This is a genomic window from uncultured Actinobacillus sp., from assembly GCF_945915845.1.
In the GTDB taxonomy this organism is placed as follows: Bacteria; Pseudomonadota; Gammaproteobacteria; order Enterobacterales; family Pasteurellaceae; genus Exercitatus.
In genome coordinates this window covers 22,658-42,262 of record NZ_CAMEFX010000003.1, presented here as the reverse complement: position 1 = coordinate 42,262, position 19,605 = coordinate 22,658, and the positions used below count along the sequence as shown (strand labels likewise).

The 19,605-nt window shown below is 37.6% G+C and carries 16 protein-coding genes and 1 tRNA gene; 6 read left to right on the top strand and 11 right to left on the bottom strand.

The features are described from left to right. Positions 1-140 precede the first annotated feature (140 nt). Positions 141-1,025 carry an AAA family ATPase gene (locus Q0O89_RS01800; RefSeq protein WP_293730080.1) on the top strand — a complete coding sequence of 295 codons (885 nt, stop codon included), beginning with the start codon at positions 141-143 and terminating at the stop codon, positions 1,023-1,025. A gap of 58 nt (positions 1,026-1,083) precedes the next feature. On the opposite strand, the gene Q0O89_RS01795 is transcribed toward Q0O89_RS01800, so the two are convergent. The 8 genes from Q0O89_RS01795 to Q0O89_RS01760 form a co-directional block, all read right to left on the bottom strand. Then, positions 1,084-1,746 (bottom strand): HEPN domain-containing protein, encoded by a 663-nt coding sequence (locus tag Q0O89_RS01795; RefSeq protein WP_293730079.1) that lies wholly within the window; start codon positions 1,744-1,746, stop codon positions 1,084-1,086. 49 nt (positions 1,747-1,795) lie between these two features. Next, a complete protein-coding gene (locus Q0O89_RS01790) occupies positions 1,796-2,845 on the bottom strand; it encodes a patatin-like phospholipase family protein (protein ID WP_293730078.1) in 1,050 nt (349 codons plus the stop codon). Continuing rightward, entirely contained in the window at positions 2,833-3,699 is an 867-nt protein-coding gene (locus tag Q0O89_RS01785; RefSeq protein ID WP_293730077.1) for a diguanylate cyclase regulator RdcB family protein, read from the bottom strand. Before Q0O89_RS01785 ends, Q0O89_RS01790 begins: the two co-directional genes overlap by 13 nt. Before the next feature lie 17 nt (positions 3,700-3,716). Then, positions 3,717-6,176 carry a dynamin family protein gene (locus Q0O89_RS01780; protein WP_293730076.1) on the bottom strand — a complete coding sequence of 820 codons (2,460 nt, stop codon included), beginning with the start codon at positions 6,174-6,176 and terminating at the stop codon, positions 3,717-3,719. 299 nt (positions 6,177-6,475) lie between these two features. Continuing rightward, complete coding sequence (locus Q0O89_RS01775) at positions 6,476-7,639, bottom strand: GTPase (RefSeq protein ID WP_293730075.1); 1,164 nt, start codon at positions 7,637-7,639, stop codon at positions 6,476-6,478. 149 nt (positions 7,640-7,788) lie between these two features. Then, complete coding sequence (locus Q0O89_RS01770; protein ID WP_293730074.1) at positions 7,789-8,214, bottom strand: DUF4116 domain-containing protein; 426 nt, start codon at positions 8,212-8,214, stop codon at positions 7,789-7,791. 41 nt (positions 8,215-8,255) lie between these two features. After that, the gene (locus Q0O89_RS01765; RefSeq protein WP_293730073.1) at positions 8,256-8,582 is read right to left on the bottom strand and encodes a hypothetical protein; all 327 of its coding nucleotides are present in this window, start codon (positions 8,580-8,582) and stop codon (positions 8,256-8,258) included. Between the two features lie 9 nt (positions 8,583-8,591). After that, entirely contained in the window at positions 8,592-9,479 is an 888-nt protein-coding gene (locus Q0O89_RS01760; RefSeq protein ID WP_293730072.1) for a WYL domain-containing transcriptional regulator, read from the bottom strand. Between the two features lie 182 nt (positions 9,480-9,661). Between Q0O89_RS01760 and Q0O89_RS01755 the strand changes: the two genes are divergently transcribed. Continuing rightward, the gene (locus Q0O89_RS01755; protein ID WP_293730071.1) at positions 9,662-10,054 is read left to right on the top strand and encodes a helix-turn-helix transcriptional regulator; all 393 of its coding nucleotides are present in this window, start codon (positions 9,662-9,664) and stop codon (positions 10,052-10,054) included. A gap of 71 nt (positions 10,055-10,125) precedes the next feature. Here the strand turns inward: Q0O89_RS01755 and Q0O89_RS01750 are convergent, their stop codons facing one another. Beyond that, positions 10,126-11,409 carry a citrate synthase gene (locus tag Q0O89_RS01750; protein ID WP_293730070.1) on the bottom strand — a complete coding sequence of 428 codons (1,284 nt, stop codon included), beginning with the start codon at positions 11,407-11,409 and terminating at the stop codon, positions 10,126-10,128. A gap of 251 nt (positions 11,410-11,660) precedes the next feature. Between Q0O89_RS01750 and icd the strand changes: the two genes are divergently transcribed. The 4 genes from icd (at position 11,661) to Q0O89_RS01730 (ending at position 16,250) form a co-directional block, all read left to right on the top strand. Further along, positions 11,661-12,908, top strand: coding sequence for an NADP-dependent isocitrate dehydrogenase (icd, locus tag Q0O89_RS01745; protein WP_293730069.1), 1,248 nt, complete (start codon positions 11,661-11,663; stop codon positions 12,906-12,908). Between the two features lie 24 nt (positions 12,909-12,932). Continuing rightward, positions 12,933-15,539 (top strand): bifunctional aconitate hydratase 2/2-methylisocitrate dehydratase, encoded by a 2,607-nt coding sequence (gene acnB / locus Q0O89_RS01740; protein ID WP_293730068.1) that lies wholly within the window; start codon positions 12,933-12,935, stop codon positions 15,537-15,539. Positions 15,540-15,702: 163 nt separating this feature from the next. Beyond that, positions 15,703-15,972 carry a 30S ribosomal protein S15 gene (gene rpsO, locus Q0O89_RS01735; RefSeq protein WP_135709231.1) on the top strand — a complete coding sequence of 90 codons (270 nt, stop codon included), beginning with the start codon at positions 15,703-15,705 and terminating at the stop codon, positions 15,970-15,972. Between the two features lie 188 nt (positions 15,973-16,160). Continuing rightward, a tRNA-Ser gene (locus Q0O89_RS01730) sits at positions 16,161-16,250 on the top strand. Positions 16,251-16,381: 131 nt separating this feature from the next. Here the strand turns inward: Q0O89_RS01730 and rlmB are convergent. Together rlmB and rnr are read right to left on the bottom strand one after the other, a co-directional pair. Beyond that, positions 16,382-17,119, bottom strand: coding sequence for a 23S rRNA (guanosine(2251)-2'-O)-methyltransferase RlmB (gene rlmB, locus Q0O89_RS01725; RefSeq protein ID WP_273383087.1), 738 nt, complete (start codon positions 17,117-17,119; stop codon positions 16,382-16,384). 14 nt (positions 17,120-17,133) lie between these two features. Beyond that, positions 17,134-19,590: a ribonuclease R gene (gene rnr / locus Q0O89_RS01720; RefSeq protein ID WP_293730067.1), complete on the bottom strand. Its 2,457-nt coding sequence runs from the start codon at positions 19,588-19,590 to the stop codon at positions 17,134-17,136. Positions 19,591-19,605 lie beyond the last annotated feature (15 nt).

Below are 19,605 nucleotides of genomic sequence, written 5' to 3'. Positions count from 1 at the left end.
AACTCCCATTTCTGCTTTAATTAAGTATTTGTTGCTAAGCTGTCAAAAACTATGCCAATAAGAAAACACTCATATGACACAACCTGTCATCATCATTTGATACAATCTCAAATAATTTAGTGATTATATTGGAGATAATTATGTATCTAGAAAAGTTTGAATTTCCAAGTGAATATAAAGAAGAATCTTTTATTGATAGTATTAAGAGAACCTGTTATACATCATATTATCCTTTTAAGATCTTTCCATTAAAACATTTGAGTAGTTTAACTTTTTCACCTATTACTATTTTATATGGTGGTAATGGAAGCGGTAAAACAACCTTATTAAATATAATAGCAGAAAAGTTAAAATTAAACAGAAAATCTTCTTTTAATCGCACCAGCTTTTTTGATAACTATATTGATTTATGTAATTATGAGAGTAACTTTATACCGAGACAGAGCCAAATTATAACAAGTGATGATGTTTTTGATTTTATGTTGGATCTTAGGGCAATTAATGATGGTATTGATATAAAAAGAGAATTGTTATTTGAAGAATATAATAAGAAAAAATTTGATAAAAATGGGAATCTTAAAAAGATCAAAGGTTTTAGCTTGGATAATTTTGAAGAAGATAGCAAAAAATTGAAGGAAATAAAAAGCGTAAGGGTGAGCCAATCAACATATATAAAACAACGTTTAGAAAATAATATTAAAGCCAATTCTAATGGAGAGAGTGCATTTCGGTATTTTATTCAAAGAATTGAAGAAAATGCACTTTATTTACTTGATGAACCAGAAAATAGCTTATCCTCTGAAAGACAGCTAGAATTAGCACAATATATAGAAGATTCTGCTCGTTTTTATCATTGCCAATTTATTATAGCGACACATTCTCCTTTTGTACTAGCAATGAAACACACTAAAATTTACAATTTAGATACAATTCCTGTTAAAGAAGCGAAATCGTGGACTGAGCTAAATAATATGCGAGCCTTTTATGAGCTTTTTAAAAGATATTCTTCTGATTTTGAGAAATAATATTACTAACTAATATAGGTATATAGAATATTAATTTTCTATATACCTAATGAATAGTTTATTCTTTAATATAAGGATAGAATGGTCTTCCCCAGTCAAGTTCATTATGGTTTTTCATCATAATTTCTAGGATTGGTGGAATAAAATTAGAGAGTAAATCACAACCATCTTTTATTTGTTTTCGATTTACACCACTATTAAAAGTAGAACCACCATGTAATACTTGATTTCTTATTGTGTATAAATGTGTGAAAATTGCTATTAGAATAGAAATAGTTCTCTTTGATGTTATAGCTTTAATAACTCGATTTTGTTCCTTTGTAAATTCAGTAAGCCACTCTTCTTTAGTAATCATAGCATTGTGATAATCCCAAAAAGGTTGAAAGGTAAATTTATTTTCTAATAAATCAATAATATTTTGAGAATGTTTTTCCCAAATTAATTCATGGAATAAATTTTCATTATCATTGCTACAGATTTTCTTCAAAAATTGTAAAAATGTACTTTTATCCCCTGTTCGGGTGATTTGTAAATCTTTTGCATAGGCAGCATTAAATGAGATCCATAATGTAATAAATTTATGATCTAAATCATCAAGTCTATTAGCTTGAGTTAACCAACTAATTGCACGATAAATTTTAAGTCTAAAATTATCATTAAATTGCTTTTTATTTTTATTATAAAGTTTGTCAAGATTAGCTAACTTTTCTTCTAATGTCATTAAATATCGCTCCGTAAAATATAGTAAATGTCCAAAGGGAAAAATTTTTTTAACTTTTCAGTTTTGCTAAAAGCGATTTCATTCTATCTTCGCTATTTTTGAATGTATTTAGTTTTTCTTCTAGACTTTGACTAGCTTTTCGCATGCTAGTTAAACTATCCATAAACTGATGAACCTTGCCGACTTGCTCCAATGTATCCTCGTATCCCATTTGTTGCAAAGCTTGAATTTTATTTTCACTAAAATCAAACATTGCCAAAAATCCCATATCTAGTTTTGAATTAGGTCTAATCTCCAAACACTTTACTTCAGGAAAATCATAGCGATTCCAAAGTGAGCCATTTGCTAAATGTGTAACAATAATATACTCATAGCCGTCTTTAATTAAAGGGGTTATTGGTGTATTTCCTTGATTTCTGATAAATCCTCCAATACCACCGTCTAGATATAATGAACCTTTAAAATCTTGGCGACTTTGGAAAGCAAAAGGAATAGCCGCTGATGCCAATAACATCTCTTTTTGACAGCTTTCAGGTAACGATTGTATATGTTTAAATTCAGAACCTTTATTTTCTATACCTAGTAATTCAGCTTTTACTATATCCCATAATACTTCTATATTTTTATCTTCTCCTCTGTTATAGACTGAAACATAAAGGGGAATAGACTGCTGTAATTGTTCCATATCTAGAAATTTATCCATCATATCTTTTAATGGCTTATCTGAGAAAAATGAAAACTCTATCTCCTTATCCAAAAAAACATCATTAAGTAATGACAGAAACGGGGTGCTTATTGTTAAACCGGCAGACGCTAACAAAGTTAAATAGGTAAAACTGGGTTGCAGCTTCTTTTTAAAAGAAATATCTTGTTGTAGCGGTTCGATTTCCACTAATTTTTGCCAGAGTTGTTCTAAACGAGAAATCCCTTCAGTTATAGATGGAGCCGAAGCCAAAACGGCTCCGTTTAACGCTCCAATACTTGCACCAGAAATCGCATCAATTTGCGTCATTCCAAGTTCTTGTAATGCTTTCATTACTCCAACTTGATATGCACCTTTTGCACCACCGCCAGAAAGAACTAAACCTAATTTAGACATAATCTTCTCCTTGTAAGTACTTCATCAACCATACGTTTAGTAACGCGATTTATATCAATCATATAGCAAGGAATGGATTTATATTTTTCCCTATTTCTTTCATCTAAATGTTGCCACTGTGTGGCAACAAATGCGTTGCTATATGATTCAGGGGCTTTAAATGTCCAATCTCCTTGAAAACGTAATAACTTTTGTTCTTCTGCTTCTAACGAACCATCAATTTCTAGCCACATATTTAATGGAATATCTTTATAACGATCTGTTCCTAAATCGTTCTTCAAATTCTTAACCAATTTATCTATAAGATTATCTTTGTTAATTTGGACTCCACTCCAGTAAATATAGTCTAGCACATAATAGCACCGAGCCATTGGCGAAAATTGTATTAAGCCATCAGCGTCCCATCGATCAAAAAGAGTACCTATAATTTCATTACTGTTAATTTTGAAATGTAAGTCTTTTAAATGACCTTTAATTTCTTTTAGCTCATTATTGACCTGAGTTTTAAAATCAGCAAATTCTTGGTAAAACTTCTCAATGACTTCTTCTGCTGTAGAAAGTCTCTGAATTACATATTCAATGGCTCTTGAATGTTGCTCAGCATTTTTTTGTAAGTCAAGAATGAGATGTTTGCAAGCGTCTAGTTCACCAATTAAATTACCATTAATCATTGCTTGTTCTAGTCTGTTTTTACCAGATATTTCAGCCATTATATTATCTAGAATCTCTATTCTGCGAGTTTTTTGCTGGTTTAGTTCTTTTGCAACATAAATCCCATTAATAAAATCAACCACCATTTTATCTGTAGTATAGGGAAATAGTTCTTTTGTTTTATCTAAAATATTTAAATTCATTAACACATCCCAATATTTTACTCTGTTGGAAATTTATTATAAATTGCGTCAATATCTTCTTTAATTTGTTCATTACGTATTTTGAAATCGTTAATTTTGTCTTTATAAGATATTTTTATATTTTCTTCTTTGCTCTGTTTAAGCATCGCATATTCTAATTCCAAAATAACAGAATCAGCTAATTCTCTTACTTTATCAACATAATTAGCAATAAAATTGTCGCTAAATGCGCTAAAGATATTGGCTGTTTCTTTCTTTATATCGTAAATAATGGTGTTTAAATCAGAAATCATACGAGCCTGAATATCTGATTTTTTGGTTTTAAAAAACTCTTTAGTTTTTTCTTCATATCCCAAATCATTATTCATGCCTATAGAACCCAAAAGCCACCCCAATCCACGTTTTACTGTTCCCATCATACCGGAACTTTCGACCTTATAGGTCTCGTATTCTTTTTTGAAAGGATCGGTAAAGCTAATAGATTTCACAGCATTATGGTTAAATTCGTTAAATGTAGGTAATGTTAATGAAATATTAATATCATTTGTTTTAAATTCTGCCTGAATAGAATTAAACTTCAATCGACAGTTTTCTTCAAATATAGATATTTCTTCTTTTACCTTTTCAGTTCCTGTATTGATGTTTTCCAAAGCAATATCTTTTGCTTTTTTTACAAGTTCATCATAATAATTATTTATAGCTTTTATAAACTCATTTACTGCAGTAGAGGAGGAAAGGATTATTTCACCTGGATATTTTTTTAATAATTCCTCTATGGACTTATTAGTTTTTTCCAATTGTAAAAAGCCAGTGCGACAAGTATGAGCACTCATTAAATTATCCCGACTTGCAGTGAACATTTTATTTATATGATTTTTTATTTCGGTTTCTAAACTTGTAATAGCCTTTGCAACGTTTAGTACTTCTTTTTCTCTTAACTTTTTTAGAGTATCCTCTGCGCTTCTGCCTAAATTTTTAAGTTCTTCGTTTTCAGTCTTCAATTTTTCAATACTATTTTTAATGGCTTGAAGTTCTTCCTCCGTTAAATCTATAACTTTACTATGTATTTCAGTAAAATTAGTAATAGCTTCTTCAATTGTATTTTTAATTTTTGCTAGTGTTGTTTTTATTGCAATAGTAGGTGCTTCTCGATGGGTTTGAGTAATTGCTTTTTCAATAGCTTTATTTATCCCACTTTTTTCAAGCATTGTATTCGCTTTTTTCTCAATTTTTGTTGTACTTGCTTCTAGCCAATCATCATTAAACTCTTCTCCAAAAGCTTTTTTAGCAAAGTCTTCTATCCAAGAATCTGTAATAAGTTCTGGTTTTTTATTATGTTTAGCAATTTCATGTTTCATTTTATTTGCTAAAAAACCACGTTGCGATGAAATAGTAAAAATATTTTCGTTATTAATGCGATTTTTTAATAAATCATTAAAAATTAAATCTTTCGTATCCTCTTCATTATCGCTATTAGCATTTTTTTGATCAAATTTATTAACTAAAGCAAATAAACGTTCTTTTTTTATTGTTGGAATCTGAGCGAGTTCATCTCTAATTCCTTTTTCAGCTTCTGATTTTAATTGTGTATAATCTAAGATAATTAATACTGCAGAACTACGCTCAAGCTGTTCTATCATCATTGTTTTAAGATGTTCTTGCCCCGCTTCATTTGGTCCTGGTGTATCTAATAAAATTAATCGTCCTTCCGAATTTTCCAAGTGAGAAAATTCAATATCAATAACTGGTAATTGATCGATATTGCGATATTCATTATAAGGAAATTGAACTTTTTCTGGTTCTACTATGATTTTATTATTTGAATATTCTTCTTTTACAATAGAATGTAAAATTCCTGAAAGTCTAACAAGATCATTAAGAGATTTTAAAAATTCAAATATGTTTTTTTCACCTTCATATTTCTCTTTAAATGAAAATTGGTTAGCTTTAATGGTTTTTATAATTTCTTTTAGCTCAGTACTACTATCAATTTCTGGATCTTTTTCCCATTGTGGATTTTCTTCTAATAATGTTTTAAGTTGTTCAATAAATTTATTTAGATCTGGATTTTTAAAAGATAGTAAAGGATCTTTTTGATTTGGTGTATGACGAATTAATGTTGGTAATGCTGTCATTGGGCGATTGCGATTAGGTAAGATTTCACGACCAATAATAGCATTAATTGTAGTTGATTTACCCGCTTTCATTGTACCAACAACGGCAAGAACTACATCAAAGTGTTCCAGTTTTTTTATTTCTCCCTTGAGAATATGCAAGAACTCATCAATTTTACCTTTCGTTAGTATTTTGGTTTTATCATTATCTTTTATAAAATCAGAGTTCTGGATTTCATCTAATAATTGGCATTGTTTATCTAAAGAGGATACTAAAGCATCTCTATAGCCTTTTAGCTCTTCAATAGAATAATTCTTAATGTTAGGTTGTTTGTTGTTTGAGTTTTTTTGTCTGGATTTCATATATTATTAAGGCCTTATTTGAATTAAAGATGTTATCGTTTAAATAATTTCATAAAAGATTCTATTTTATGTTGAATACTATTTGCTTTTTGCCAATGTAACTCACTTTTACATCTTGGGCATTCTGCATAATAAAATTGTAAGCAATCGCTGTGTTCTACCATTGGGTTTTTCCAACCACATTTGGAACAAACTTGATATCTTCCTACAGGATCATAGATAGGCATAAATAATTCCTTTTTTATAAAATGAGAGCTTACACTCTCATTTTATATTTAGAAAATATGGTTTTATGAAAATTATGGTTTTTTAAATATTTGATTAAATACATCTACGATTAGTGCTGTGTTTTCAGGAAAATCTACTTTTCCAGTTTCAGCATTGTAGAATCTTTTTAATACTTCAATATATGCAAAGCCAACCGCTTCTGTAATAGCAAAGGCAGTTGTAGCAGATATTGCTCCACCCAGAATAGCGCCAGCTACAGGGATAAATTTTAATACGCCAGCAACAACAGCTTTCCCAACTTGAGCTAAGGCTGTAATACCTAAAATTCCTGTAATGACAGATGTTGCAGCAGCTTGTTCCATATCTACTTCAAATTCACTATTAAGTTTATAAATCATCGTACCTTGTATTGCTGCAATAGCAGGGGCATCTGATCCTGGGATTGGTGAGGCTCCAACAGCTCCAGCTGAGGTTGCTGCAAGATGAACAATTTTTTTAGCTTCTTCTAGCATTGCTTGATATTTTTCTTCTATTTTAACGGTTTGAATTTTCAGAAAATGCTTTTGTATCGCACTATGTCCTTCTTCAATACAAGATGAAATTAAATCAATTAATGGTTCTAGCCCACTTTTGGAAAATTTATGTCCTTGTATGACATATTCTACTGAATTAACTCTAGCATAGCGATCTTTAATAAAATCCTTATATTTTTTATTTATAATTTCTTTTGCGTTATCAACGAAATTTTGCCCCGCCTCATGCTCAGTTTTAGTAAATACAATGATTGTTGGAATCTTATATTTTTGACTAAGTGCAATTAGCTCTAACTCCCGAGGTTCAACGCGCTTTGATGCTTCACTAATACAAAGTAATGCGATATGTGGTGCATTTTTGTGATTTAAACTTTGAACTCCCTTTTCAATTTCATCTTCAAGGGCTTTCATTGTTGCATCGAAGTCTTTAGATTCGATTCCTTTTGTATCCCATAAAGTTAATCCTTTCTCTTTTACAGAGATTTTCTCCAATTCTTGTGTTATAGGTTTACCATCTCCTGTTTTTGCTATCTCCATACCAAATATTGCATTAATTAAAGAGCTTTTACCTACGCCACTTGCCCCCATGATTAATACATTAAGTTTTTCTTTTCCTTCAGAGATTTTCTCTTCAAGTTTTCCTATATTTAACTCTTCTTTTTTTAGGTCAAACGCAGAATCTAAGAATGCTTGATAGTTCATATTAAATTACTCCATTGCGTATAAAAAAATATTTTTCTCGCTCCAACCCTTTTATTCGCAAGATCTCGATAGATTTCACAGTCAGGGTTTAAAGTCATTAAATTATGGTGGTAATTGTTACAAAAGATAGAAATACTTTAGTAAAAATACTAAATCATCATTTTTTCTTTTTTATAAGAATTGTGGAATAGAACCTTTAAATGTCTATATAGTTTCTTTTCCTGTTTATCCGCCTCTTGTTTCATTTCGTCTGTTGGATCTTCAATATATTTAATAGCCCAACCATTATTTTTAACTGCTTCCAGTTTCATTTCTTCCGTTGGATTTTTTATATATCGAATAGCATAACCATTTTCTTTAATCGCAAGCAGCTTCATTTCTTCTGTTGGATTTTCAATATATTCAATATCACAACCATTCACTTTTACAGCAGCTAGCTTCATCTCTTCCGTGGGATTTGAGAAAAAACGAAAAGGCCAACCGAGTCGTATAAGCTCTACTGGTGTCGTATCTTCTATACGCTTTTTATATTTAACAAAAAAGCCATCAATTATTTTTGATTTATTACCAAACATACTTATATCTCATTCCTTTAAAAACATTTTTGCGAAGAAAATTATTTCTTCCACTCCACCCCAACCCTTTTATTCGCAAGATCTCGATAGATTTCACAGTCGGGGTTTAATGTCATTAAATTATGCGCAGCAATGGCTGCAAGGGATAAAATGCCCCAACGAGGATTTAATACTGCAGATAAGCCTGTGGCTAAGCGGTTTTTGGTATAAACTCGGCATTTCAAATTTAAACTTTCAATATATTTTTCAAGTTCTTGACTAAAGCTAAATAAATCAACCAAATCCATATCACAGACTTCAAAGTCTTGATGTTGGTGAATTAATTCTTTAATGGTTGAAAATGATTCTGAAAAATTAATTTGTTTCATTTTTTTCCCTTAATTATTCGTCATATATTGTTTTAACTTATCTATCATTTTTTCTTGTAATCCATCAGGGCTGATAATGGTTAAATGAGGGATCCAATATTGCACAAGCGGTACGATGTCGAGTTCGTTTACGTTTTCGCTTGCTAAAATAAGTTCGCCGTTTTCCGATTTATGCACCAGTTTTTGATTAGGCAGTAAATTTCGGCGAAGGAAGTAAGGGGCGGCAAAGCTAGAGACTTTGACCAAAACTTCACTGAGTTGATTGCCAAAAGAAATGCTGTCGTTACTTTTGATCTCTTCTTGTAGCTGTTGGTTTGGCTCGAAGGTTTCATCAAGCATTTTGAGCATTGTGATTTGAGTGAAACAGAAAGTTTTCTGTTTGTCTTCATCTGTGCCGATTAAATACCAAATGCCGTTTTTATTAATTAGGCTGTAAGGGGCAATTTTGTAAAACTTTCCATCATTTTGACCGCTTTTTTTATACAGAAAGCTCACAAATTGGCGCTCTTCTATCGCTTGTTTCAGTAAGCGGAATTCGTTTTCAAGATGGCGGATATCTTCATATTGAAAGCCTTTAACTTTCACACTTTCGGTTAACTTTTCTTGATAAAATGTTTGATCCACTTTCGGGAATAAATCCGCTACGCTGGCAAAACGTGCAAAGCGTTCAATATCTTCTTTATTTAAAAAGCCTAGCTTTTGGATATTTAATTTGTAATAGCGAGGTCCGAATTCTTCCCAGTCAAGAAAAGTCAGTCGATCTCGAATATCACGCTGAATGGTGCGAACACTTACGTCAAATTCTTCTGCTAATTGATGGGTATCAAGGCGTTTACCTTGATTTAATAAAATTAAGATTTCACTTAATCGGTAGGCGAGTATGCTACTTTTTGCCATGTCAAACTATCCTGTCTTTATTATTTGCATGAATTTTATAAATGTGTTGTGACAGGTTGCGTCATTCCGTAGAAAATTTTTTATTTTGTTTATTCAAAGCCAAAAAGCCTGAAAAAACGCATTTTAGATATACTATTTATTTTAATTAGACTTTTCAAGTCTATGTTAGATTTTTCAAGTCTATGTTAGATTTTATTTGCTATTTATCAATGAGAGCTAATGCCTATTATTTCTTTTTTAAAGAGAAGGGGGATTGGGCATTGGACAAAAGTGAGCAATTAGTACAGACCATTGGGCGAGCGATTGCAAAATATCGACAAGCTGTTGGGTTAACACAAGCACAATTAGTGGAAATTTTAGGCATTAGTAATGATGCGGTTTCTCGTATGGAAAGGGGCAAAAGCGTGCCGTCTGTGTTGAGGCTGTTAGAGCTTTCTGAAATTTTTGGTTGTGAGGTGGCGGATTTGTTGACGGAAAGTAGTAATCGTTCTGTAGATCAGGCTCGAAAATTGGCACTTTTGTTTGCTCATTTGAAAGACGGCGAACGTACGGAGCTTGTGGATTTGATAGAGTGATTGATTAAGTGGAAAAATTAATTGAGAAGAATGCCTCAAAGTGCGGTGAATTTCACCGCACTTTTGCTATGTTAGTCTTTATCAATTGGGGAAAAATCGCGTTCTGTATGGCCTGTATAAATTTGGCGAGGGCGTACAATTTTGAAGTTGCCTTGTTTGTACATTTCTTTCCAGTGGGCAATCCAGCCGACTGTTCTGGCAAGGGCGAACATTACGGTAAACATTGACGTTGGAATACCGATAGCTTTCAGTACGATACCCGAATAGAAATCCACATTAGGATAAAGTTTGTATTCGATGAAATAAGGATCGCTTAAGGCGATTCGCTCTAATTCAATGGCGACATCAAATAACGGGTTGTTGATTTTCAGTTCGGTTAACACTTCATGACAAATTTGACGCATTACTTTGGCGCGCGGGTCGTAGTTTTTATACACGCGGTGACCAAAGCCCATTAAGCGGAATGGATCGTTTTTATCTTTGGCGCGCGCTACGAATTCCGGGATACGATCTACGGTACCAATTTCTTCCAGCATATTAATACAGGCTTCGTTTGCGCCGCCGTGCGCCGGCCCCCAAAGCGATGCGATACCGGCGGCAATACAAGCAAAGGGGTTTGCCCCTGAAGATGCCGCAGTTCGTACGGTGGAAGTTGACGCATTTTGTTCATGGTCGGCGTGTAAGATAAAGATTTTATCTAGGGCGCGTTCCAAAACAGGGTTGACCACATAAGGTTCACAAGGTGTGGCAAACATCATATAGAGAAAGTTACCTGCGTAGGACAAATGGTTTTGTGGGAACATAAAAGGTTGCCCAATGGAATATTTGTAACACATTGCCGCCAACGTTGGGATTTTTGCCAATAAACGAATTGCCGTTAATTCGCGGTGAGCTTCGTTTTTCACATCGATAGAATCGTGATAGAACGCCGCTAACGCACCACTTACCCCGCACATTACCGCCATTGGGTGGGAGTCTCGGCGGAAACCTTGGAAGAATTTGGTGAGTTGTTCATGCACAAGGGTGTGATGTTTGACCAAGTGGCAAAAATCTTGATATTGCTCTTTGGTTGGGCGTTCGCCAAATAAGAGCAAGTAGCTGATTTCAAGGTAATCGCCATTTTCCGCTAATTGATCAATAGGATAGCCGCGGTAGAGTAGTTGTCCGTTATCACCGTCCACATAGGTGATCTCTGATTCACAAACTGCCGTTGACACAAGACCGGGATCAAACGCAAAGAGTTTATTCTGCGTTAAAGGGCGAATATCCACGGCTTCATAACCTAATGACCCTTTGTAAACATTGAGATCATAAGCATTTCCATTGATTGTAAGTGTTGCTTTTGCGTTTGCCATACCGTCCTCCTGTGGTGAGATATTTTTTTTAGAATTATGATGCTAACGAACTTAGCACTATTTAAATTCGTTTTGCAATATTTTTTTTTACGCTTTCTTGTTTCAGCTCAAAAAACGGAAATTTTTTTCTTATTTTGAGCGGATTTTTTACGAAATGTTATTTTTTTTGTTGAATTCCTGTTATGGTCTAATTAATCTATTCGATACATCTCTTCAAAATAACGAAAAACACCCCAACAACAGGAGGTTATATGCAATCACAGGTTAAAATCCCTCAAGGTGAAAAAATTCAAATTGCCGCTAACGGTTCGCTTCAAGTGCCCGATAATCCCATCATTCCTTTTATTGAAGGCGATGGAATTGGCGTAGATGTGACGCCGGCCATGCAAGCGGTGATTGATGCGGCAGTAGAAAAAGCGTATCAAGGCAAACGCAAAATTTCGTGGATGGAAATTTATGCAGGCGGCAAAGCCAATGAAGTTTATGGTGAAAATACGTGGTTGCCTGATGAAACCATGGCATTTATCCGCGACTATCACGTTGCCATTAAAGGGCCTTTAATGACCCCGGTTGGCGGTGGTATTCGTTCTTTGAACGTGGCGATGCGTCAAGGGTTGGATTTGTATAATTGCTTGCGCCCGATTCGTTATTATGACGGCACGCCAAGTCCGGTGAAACATCCAGAGTTAGTGAATATGGTGATTTTCCGCGAAAATTCGGAAGATATTTATGCGGGCGTGGAATGGGTGGCGGGCTCCCCTGAAGCCAATAAAGTGATTCAATTTTTGCAACAAGAAATGGGCGTGAAAAAAATCCGTTTTACGGAAGATTGTGGTATTGGCATTAAACCGGTTTCTAAACAAGGGACGCAACGTTTGGTTAGGGCTGCCTTGCAATATGTGATTGATAATGACCGCACTTCGCTCACGTTGGTGCATAAAGGCAATATTATGAAATTTACTGAAGGTGCCTTTAAAGAATGGGGTTATCAAGTGGCGCAAGAATTTGGCGCGACCTTAATTGAACAAGGTCCTTGGATGCGCTTAACCAATCCAAACACAGGGCGCGAGATTGTGATTAAAGATTGCATTGCCGATGCCTTTTTACAGGAAGTGTTATTGCATCCTGCGGATTACGATGTGATTGCCACGTTAAATCTTAACGGCGATTACATTTCCGATGCGCTGGCGGCACAAGTGGGCGGTATTGGCATTTCCCCGGGGGCGAATATTGGCGATGACGCAGCGATCTTTGAAGCCACGCACGGTACCGCGCCAAAAATTGCAGGGCAAAATAAAGGCAACCCTGGTTCCTTGATTTTAAGCGGCGAAATGATGTTGCGTCATTTGGGTTGGGTTGAAGCGGCAGATTTGGTGGTGAAAGCGGTGTCCAAAACCATTGCGGATAAAACCGTGACTTTTGATTTTGCGGAAATGTTAGACGGTGCAACCTTGCGCTCAACTTCTGAGTTTGCACAAGATATTATCGCTAATATGTAAGGAGCAACTATGTCAGGAGTAGTTATGTCAGACTTTCTATTAGATTATCAAAAACAGGTTGATGAACGTGCCAAATTGGGCGTTGTGCCGCAACCGTTAAATGCGGAACAAACGGCACAACTGATTGAATTATTGAAAAATCCACCGCAAGGAAAAGAAACCTATTTACTGGAATTATTTGAAACGCGTATTCCTGCGGGGGTGGATGAAGCGGCTTATGTGAAAGCGTCATTTTTATCTGCGGTGAGTAAAGGGGATGTGGTTTGTCCGTTAATTTCAGCGGAAAGTGCGGTAAAAATGTTGGGTAAAATGCAAGGTGGTTACAATATTGAGCCACTTTTGACCGCACTTGATGACGCAAAATTGGCGCCAATTGCTGCAGAAGAATTATCTCGCACCTTGCTGATGTTTGATAATTTCCACGATGTGCAATCTCGCGCTGAACAAGGCAATGTGTATGCGCAGCAAGTATTGCAATCTTGGGCGAATGCGGAATGGTTTACGTCTCGTCCGAAATTAGCGGAAAAATTAACGGTGACCGTGTTTAAAGTGTCAGGGGAAACCAATACGGACGATCTTTCCCCTGCGCAAGATGCGTGGTCGCGTCCTGATATTCCGTTGCACGCCAAAGCCATGTTAAAAATGCCACGCGAGGGGATCGTGCCTGATGAGCCAACTCAAGTAGGTCCAATTCAACAAATTGAAAGCTTAAAACAAAAAGGCTTTCCGTTGGCTTATGTGGGCGATGTGGTGGGGACAGGATCCTCACGAAAATCCGCGACCAACTCGGTGCTTTGGTTTATGGGCGAAGATATTCCCTATATTCCAAACAAGCGCGCAGGCGGTATTGTGTTGGGCGGAAAAATTGCCCCGATTTTCTTTAATACCTTAGAAGACGCAGGGGCGTTGCCGATTGAAGTGGATGTAAACGGCTTAAATATGGGCGATGTTATTGATATTTACCCTTATGCGGGCAAAATTTGTGTTCATGATACCGACAATGTTATTGCGGAATTTAGCTTAAAAACAGACGTATTATTAGATGAAGTCCGTGCGGGCGGACGTATTCCGTTGATTATCGGCCGTGGTTTAACCCATAAAGCGCGCGTGGCGTTGGGATTGCCTGAAAGCGATATTTTTGTGAAACCACAAAGTGCGGTGGAAAATCACAAAGGATTTACCTTGGCACAAAAAATGGTAGGGCGCGCTTGTGGTGTGGATGGCATTCGACCGGGACAATATTGCGAACCGCGTATGACTTCGGTGGGCTCGCAAGATACCACAGGGCCGATGACGCGCGATGAATTAAAAGATTTAGCTTGTTTAGGTTTCTCGGCGGATCTTGTGATGCAATCCTTCTGTCATACCGCCGCGTATCCAAAACCTGTGGACGTAGTCACGCATCACACTTTACCTGATTTTATTATGAACCGTGGCGGCGTGTCTTTGCGCCCGGGAGATGGTGTCATCCACTCGTGGCTCAATCGTATGTTATTACCGGATACCGTTGGAACCGGTGGCGATTCCCATACGCGTTTCCCAATCGGGATCTCATTCCCCGCAGGTTCAGGCTTAGTGGCTTTTGCGGCAGCAACCGGCGTTATGCCGTTGGATATGCCTGAATCTGTGTTAGTGCGTTTTACAGGTAAAATGCAAGAAGGCATTACCTTACGCGATTTAGTTCACGCTATTCCGTATTTTGCTATTCAACAAGGTTTGCTCACCGTTGAAAAACAAGGTAAGAAAAATATTTTCTCAGGGCGAATTTTGGAAATCGAAGGGTTGGAAGATTTGAAAGTGGAACAGGCTTTTGAGCTTTCGGATGCTTCGGCGGAACGTTCAGCGGCGGCTTGTACCATTAAGCTCAACAAAGCGCCGATCATTGAATATCTCAATTCCAATATCACTTTGTTGAAATGGATGATTGCTGAAGGTTATGGTGACGCACGCACATTGGAACGCCGCGTAAAAGCCATGGAAAATTGGCTTGCGAATCCAACGTTGTTAGAAGCGGACAAAGACGCGGAATATGCGGCGGTGATTGAGATTAATTTAGATGAAATCAAAGAGCCGATTGTGTGCGCGCCAAATGATCCTGACGATGCCCGTTTGTTATCGGAAGTCCAAGGCGATAAGATCGATGAAGTGTTTATCGGATCTTGTATGACCAATATCGGACATTTCCGCGCTGCAGGGAAATTACTCAATCAATTCAAAGGGATGATCCCAACCCGCTTATGGGTGGCACCGCCAACTAAAATGGATGCAGCCTTGTTAACGGAAGAAGGTTATTACAGCATTTATGGCAAAAGTGGCGCGCGCGTTGAAATGCCGGGCTGTTCACTTTGTATGGGCAACCAAGCACGTGTGGCGGACAAAGCGACAGTGGTTTCAACTTCGACACGAAACTTCCCGAACCGTTTGGGGCAAGGTGCCAATGTGTATCTTGCTTCCGCAGAATTGGCTGCCGTTGCGGCATTGCTGGGCAAGTTGCCAACGCCTGCGGAATATCTCACTTATGTAGCCGATTTACAGAAAGAAAAAGACGATGTTTATCGTTATATGAATTTCAATGAAATCAGTGCTTATTTGAAAAAAGCGGATAATGTGATTTTTCAGCAAGCGGTTTGATGTAATAGAAAAAAGTGCGGTTAGAAAATAGAAATTTTTCTGACCGCACTTTGATAAAAGATTGCATTTTCTCGATTTGTCGTTAAAATACACACTTCCTTGTCATCGCTGAATTAGAGATCGGCGAATGATGTATCATTAACTTACTTTTTAGGAGTAAAAAATGTCTCTAAGCGTAGAACAAAAAGCTGCCATCGTTGCAGAATTCGGTCGTGATGCGAAAGATACTGGTTCATCAGAAGTTCAAATCGCGTTATTAACTGCTCAAATCAACCATCTTCAAGGTCACTTTGCTGAGCATAAAAAAGACCACCACGGTCGTCGTGGCTTATTAGGTATGGTTTCTCGTCGTCGTAAATTATTAGACTACTTAAAACGTACTGATTTAGCTAAATATTCTGAAACTATCGCGCGTTTAGGTTTACGCCGCTAATTTTCAAATATTGCCGATTTTAAAGCGTCCATTTTGGGCGCTTTTTTATTGCTGCCACCAAATGCTTTCAATATCTTAAAAGCGCGGTGAATTTCACATTGATTTAAAAAACAGCAATTAAACACTTTTTTTATTTTCTCGCTTGACAGGTTGGCACGAAATCCGTATTATTCACCACCGTTAACCGCGGAAGAATGGCAGAGCGGTTGAATGCACCGGTCTTGAAAACCGGCGTGGATGCGAGTCCACCCTGAGTTCGAATCTCAGTTCTTCCGCCATCTTATTCAGAAAAGCCCTTATCAAAAGATAACGGCTTTTTGCTTTTTCTATTTTGTTTACAGCCTTATTTGTTTAGCGTTTATCCAGGCGCTGAGTGCGGTCATTTTGACCGCACTTTTTATTCCCCAATTTACCCCAATCTTTGGCGCACAATTTCAAATAAACACACCCCTGTTGCTACGGAGACGTTTAATGATGACACTGAGCCGGCCATTGGGATGCTGATTAATTGATCGCAACATTCGCGGGTTAAGCGGCGCATACCGTCACCTTCCGCGCCCATGACCAAGGCGAGCGCGCCGGTGAGTTTGGTTTGGTAAATGGTTTCGGTGGCTTCGCCTGCGGTTCCCACTACCCAAATATTATGATTTTGCTGAATATCACGTAATGTGCGCGCTAAATTGGTGACGCGAATTAATGGCACGACTTCAGCTGCGCCACAAGCTACTTTGCGCGCAATTGAAGTGAGTTGTGCGGATTTGTCTTTTGGCACAATAACCGCATCCACACCCGCTGCATCCGCTGTACGCAAACAAGCCCCAAGATTATGGGGATCGGTCACGCCGTCAAGTACCAACAAAAATGGATTTTGTTTATTGGCAAGAATAACATCCAAATCGTTTTCATTGAGTTCTTTCGCAGGCTGCACGCGCGCAATCACCCCTTGATGAACTTCGCCGTTGGCTTTGTTATCCAAGGTTTGGCGATTAAGAAATTGCACAGCGATGCCTAAATGGTGTAACTCGTTAAGTAAGGGTTGCAACCGTTTGTCTTCACGCCCTTTGAGCACAAAGACTTCGATAATACGTTCAGGCGTTCGTTCTAAAAAGGATTTTACGGCATGAATACCGTAGATATTTTCGGACATTTTGTTTCCTTCATTTATTTTTTTCTTGATTTATTGGGTTTCTTGGCTTTGTCTGAAACTTTCGATTTTTTCACCGCACTTTTTTGTTTTTTCAATTTGCCTTTGTTTTTAGGCGCTGAAAGTGCGGTGGTTTTGGCGGCAATTTTAGCTTTGGTTTTTGCGGTTTTTCCCACTCGGCGCGGTGTGCGTTTGCTTGAAATTAAGCTGAAATCCACTTGGCGTTGATCTAGGTTAGCCGCTTCAACTCGTACGCGTACTCTGTCGCCAAGACGGTAAATCATGCCTGAATTTTCGCCAATTAAGCGTTGTCCCGCCGCATCATATTGGTAGTAGTCATTATCTAAGGTGGACACATGAACAAGCCCATCAATAAAGAGATCGTCTAATCGGACAAATAAGCCAAACCCCGTGACTGACGAAATGACGCCATCAAATTCATCGCCAATATGATCTTGCATAAATTCGCATTTCAGCCAATCCGCTACTTCGCGTGTGGCATCATCCGCACGCCGTTCCGTCATGGAGCAATGATCGCCTAATTCGTCCATTTCATCAAGGCTATAATGATAACCGCCTGTTTCGGTGGTTTTGCGTTTGGAGCCTTTGCCTTTGGCAAGTAAATATTTGATCCCTCGGTGTAAGGTTAAGTCAGGATAACGGCGAATTGGCGAGGTAAAGTGGGCGTATTCTTCCAATGCCAAGCCAAAATGCCCGATATTATCCGCATTGTAAACCGCTTGACTTAAACTGCGCAGCAACATCGTTTGGATAAGTTCATGGTCAGAGCGTTCCTTCACTTGCACCAATAATTTGGCGTAATCCGCCGTGGTTGGCTTCATTCCCCCTTCAAGAGTTAATCCCAACTCACTTAAAAAGGCACGAAAGGCGGTTAATTTTTCTTCACTCGGGCCAGCGTGAATACGATAAAGCGCAGGCTCTTGATGGCGTTCCATAAAGTTTGCGGCAGCAATGTTGGCTAAAATCATACATTCTTCAATGATTTTATGGGCATCATTACGTTCAACAGGTTCGATACGTTCAATGCGTCCCAATTCATTGAAAATAAATTTACTTTCAATGGTTTCAAAATCAATGGCACCGCGCTGATGACGCGCCGCAAGCAAGGATTTATACATGGCGTGCAATTCTTCCAAATGCGGCACTAAACCGGCGTAACGCTGACGTAATGCTTCATCGCCATCCAAAATTTTGGCTACTTTGGTATAAGTTAAACGTGCGTGCGAGTTCATCACTGCTTCATAAAATTCATAACTTTTCAGTTGTCCTTTATTTGAAAGCTGCATTTCACAGACCATGCAGAGACGATCCACTTGTGGATTGAGCGAACAAAGTCCATTGGACAAAATTTCCGGCAACATAGGGATCACGCGATTTGGGAAATAAACCGAGTTACCACGATTGCGCGCTTCTGCGTCTAAAGCAGAACGTAGGCGAACATAATAGCTCACATCCGCAATGGCGACCCATAAACGCCAGCCATTTTTTTCTTTGCGACAATGGACGGCGTCATCAAAATCGCGCGCATCTTCGCTGTCAATGGTCACGAGCGGTAAATCGCGTAAATCTACGCGCCCTTGTTTCGCTTCTTCAGGCACTTCTTCGCTGAATTTTTTTACCGCTTTTTCTACTGCGGGTGGAAATTGATGGGGAATATCGTGATTACGAATCGCAATTTCCACTTCCATTCCTTTTGCCATATTATCGCCTAAAATTTCAATAATATCGCCTACTGGCGCGCTGAAACTGGCAGTGCGAGGGCGTAATGCGACGACGACTACTTGTCCCATACGCGCACCCATACGGCTTTCGTTTGGTACCAGAATATCGCGCCCAATTCGGCTATCATCAGGGACCACATAGCCAATGCCGTCTTCTAAGAAAAAGCGTCCAACAATTTCTTTTTTACGACTTTCTAATACACGAACAATGCGTACTTCTTGACGACCGCGGCGGTCAAATCCACTTTTTTGTGCCAGCACAAAATCGCCGTGCATTACGCGTTGCATTTGTCCATTCGGAATAAAGAGATCTTTTTCATTACTGTGATTTTCTAATTGTAGAAAACCATAACCATCACGGTGTCCGATCACTGTACCTTTTAATAAATCCAATTTTTCGGCTAATGCATAACATTTGCGTTTGGTGAAGACCAATTGACCATCATTTTCCATTGCTCGCAAGCGGCGACGGACGCCTTCAGTTCGTTCTTCATCTTGAATAGCAAAAGTCGTTAATAATTCCTCTCTGCTCATCGGCTGATTATGTTCGCGAATTACTTGCAAGATGAATTCACGACTTGGAATAGGGTTGTCGTATTTGGCTTGTTCTTGCTGATAATTAGGATCAAGATGAATAGGATCGAAAAGTGCGGTTGTTTTTTTGCGTGTTTTTGAGGCTGTTTTTTTATTTATTGTTTTTGTCGCCGTTTTAGCTGTTGGTTTGCCTGCCATAATATTTCTCCTTCT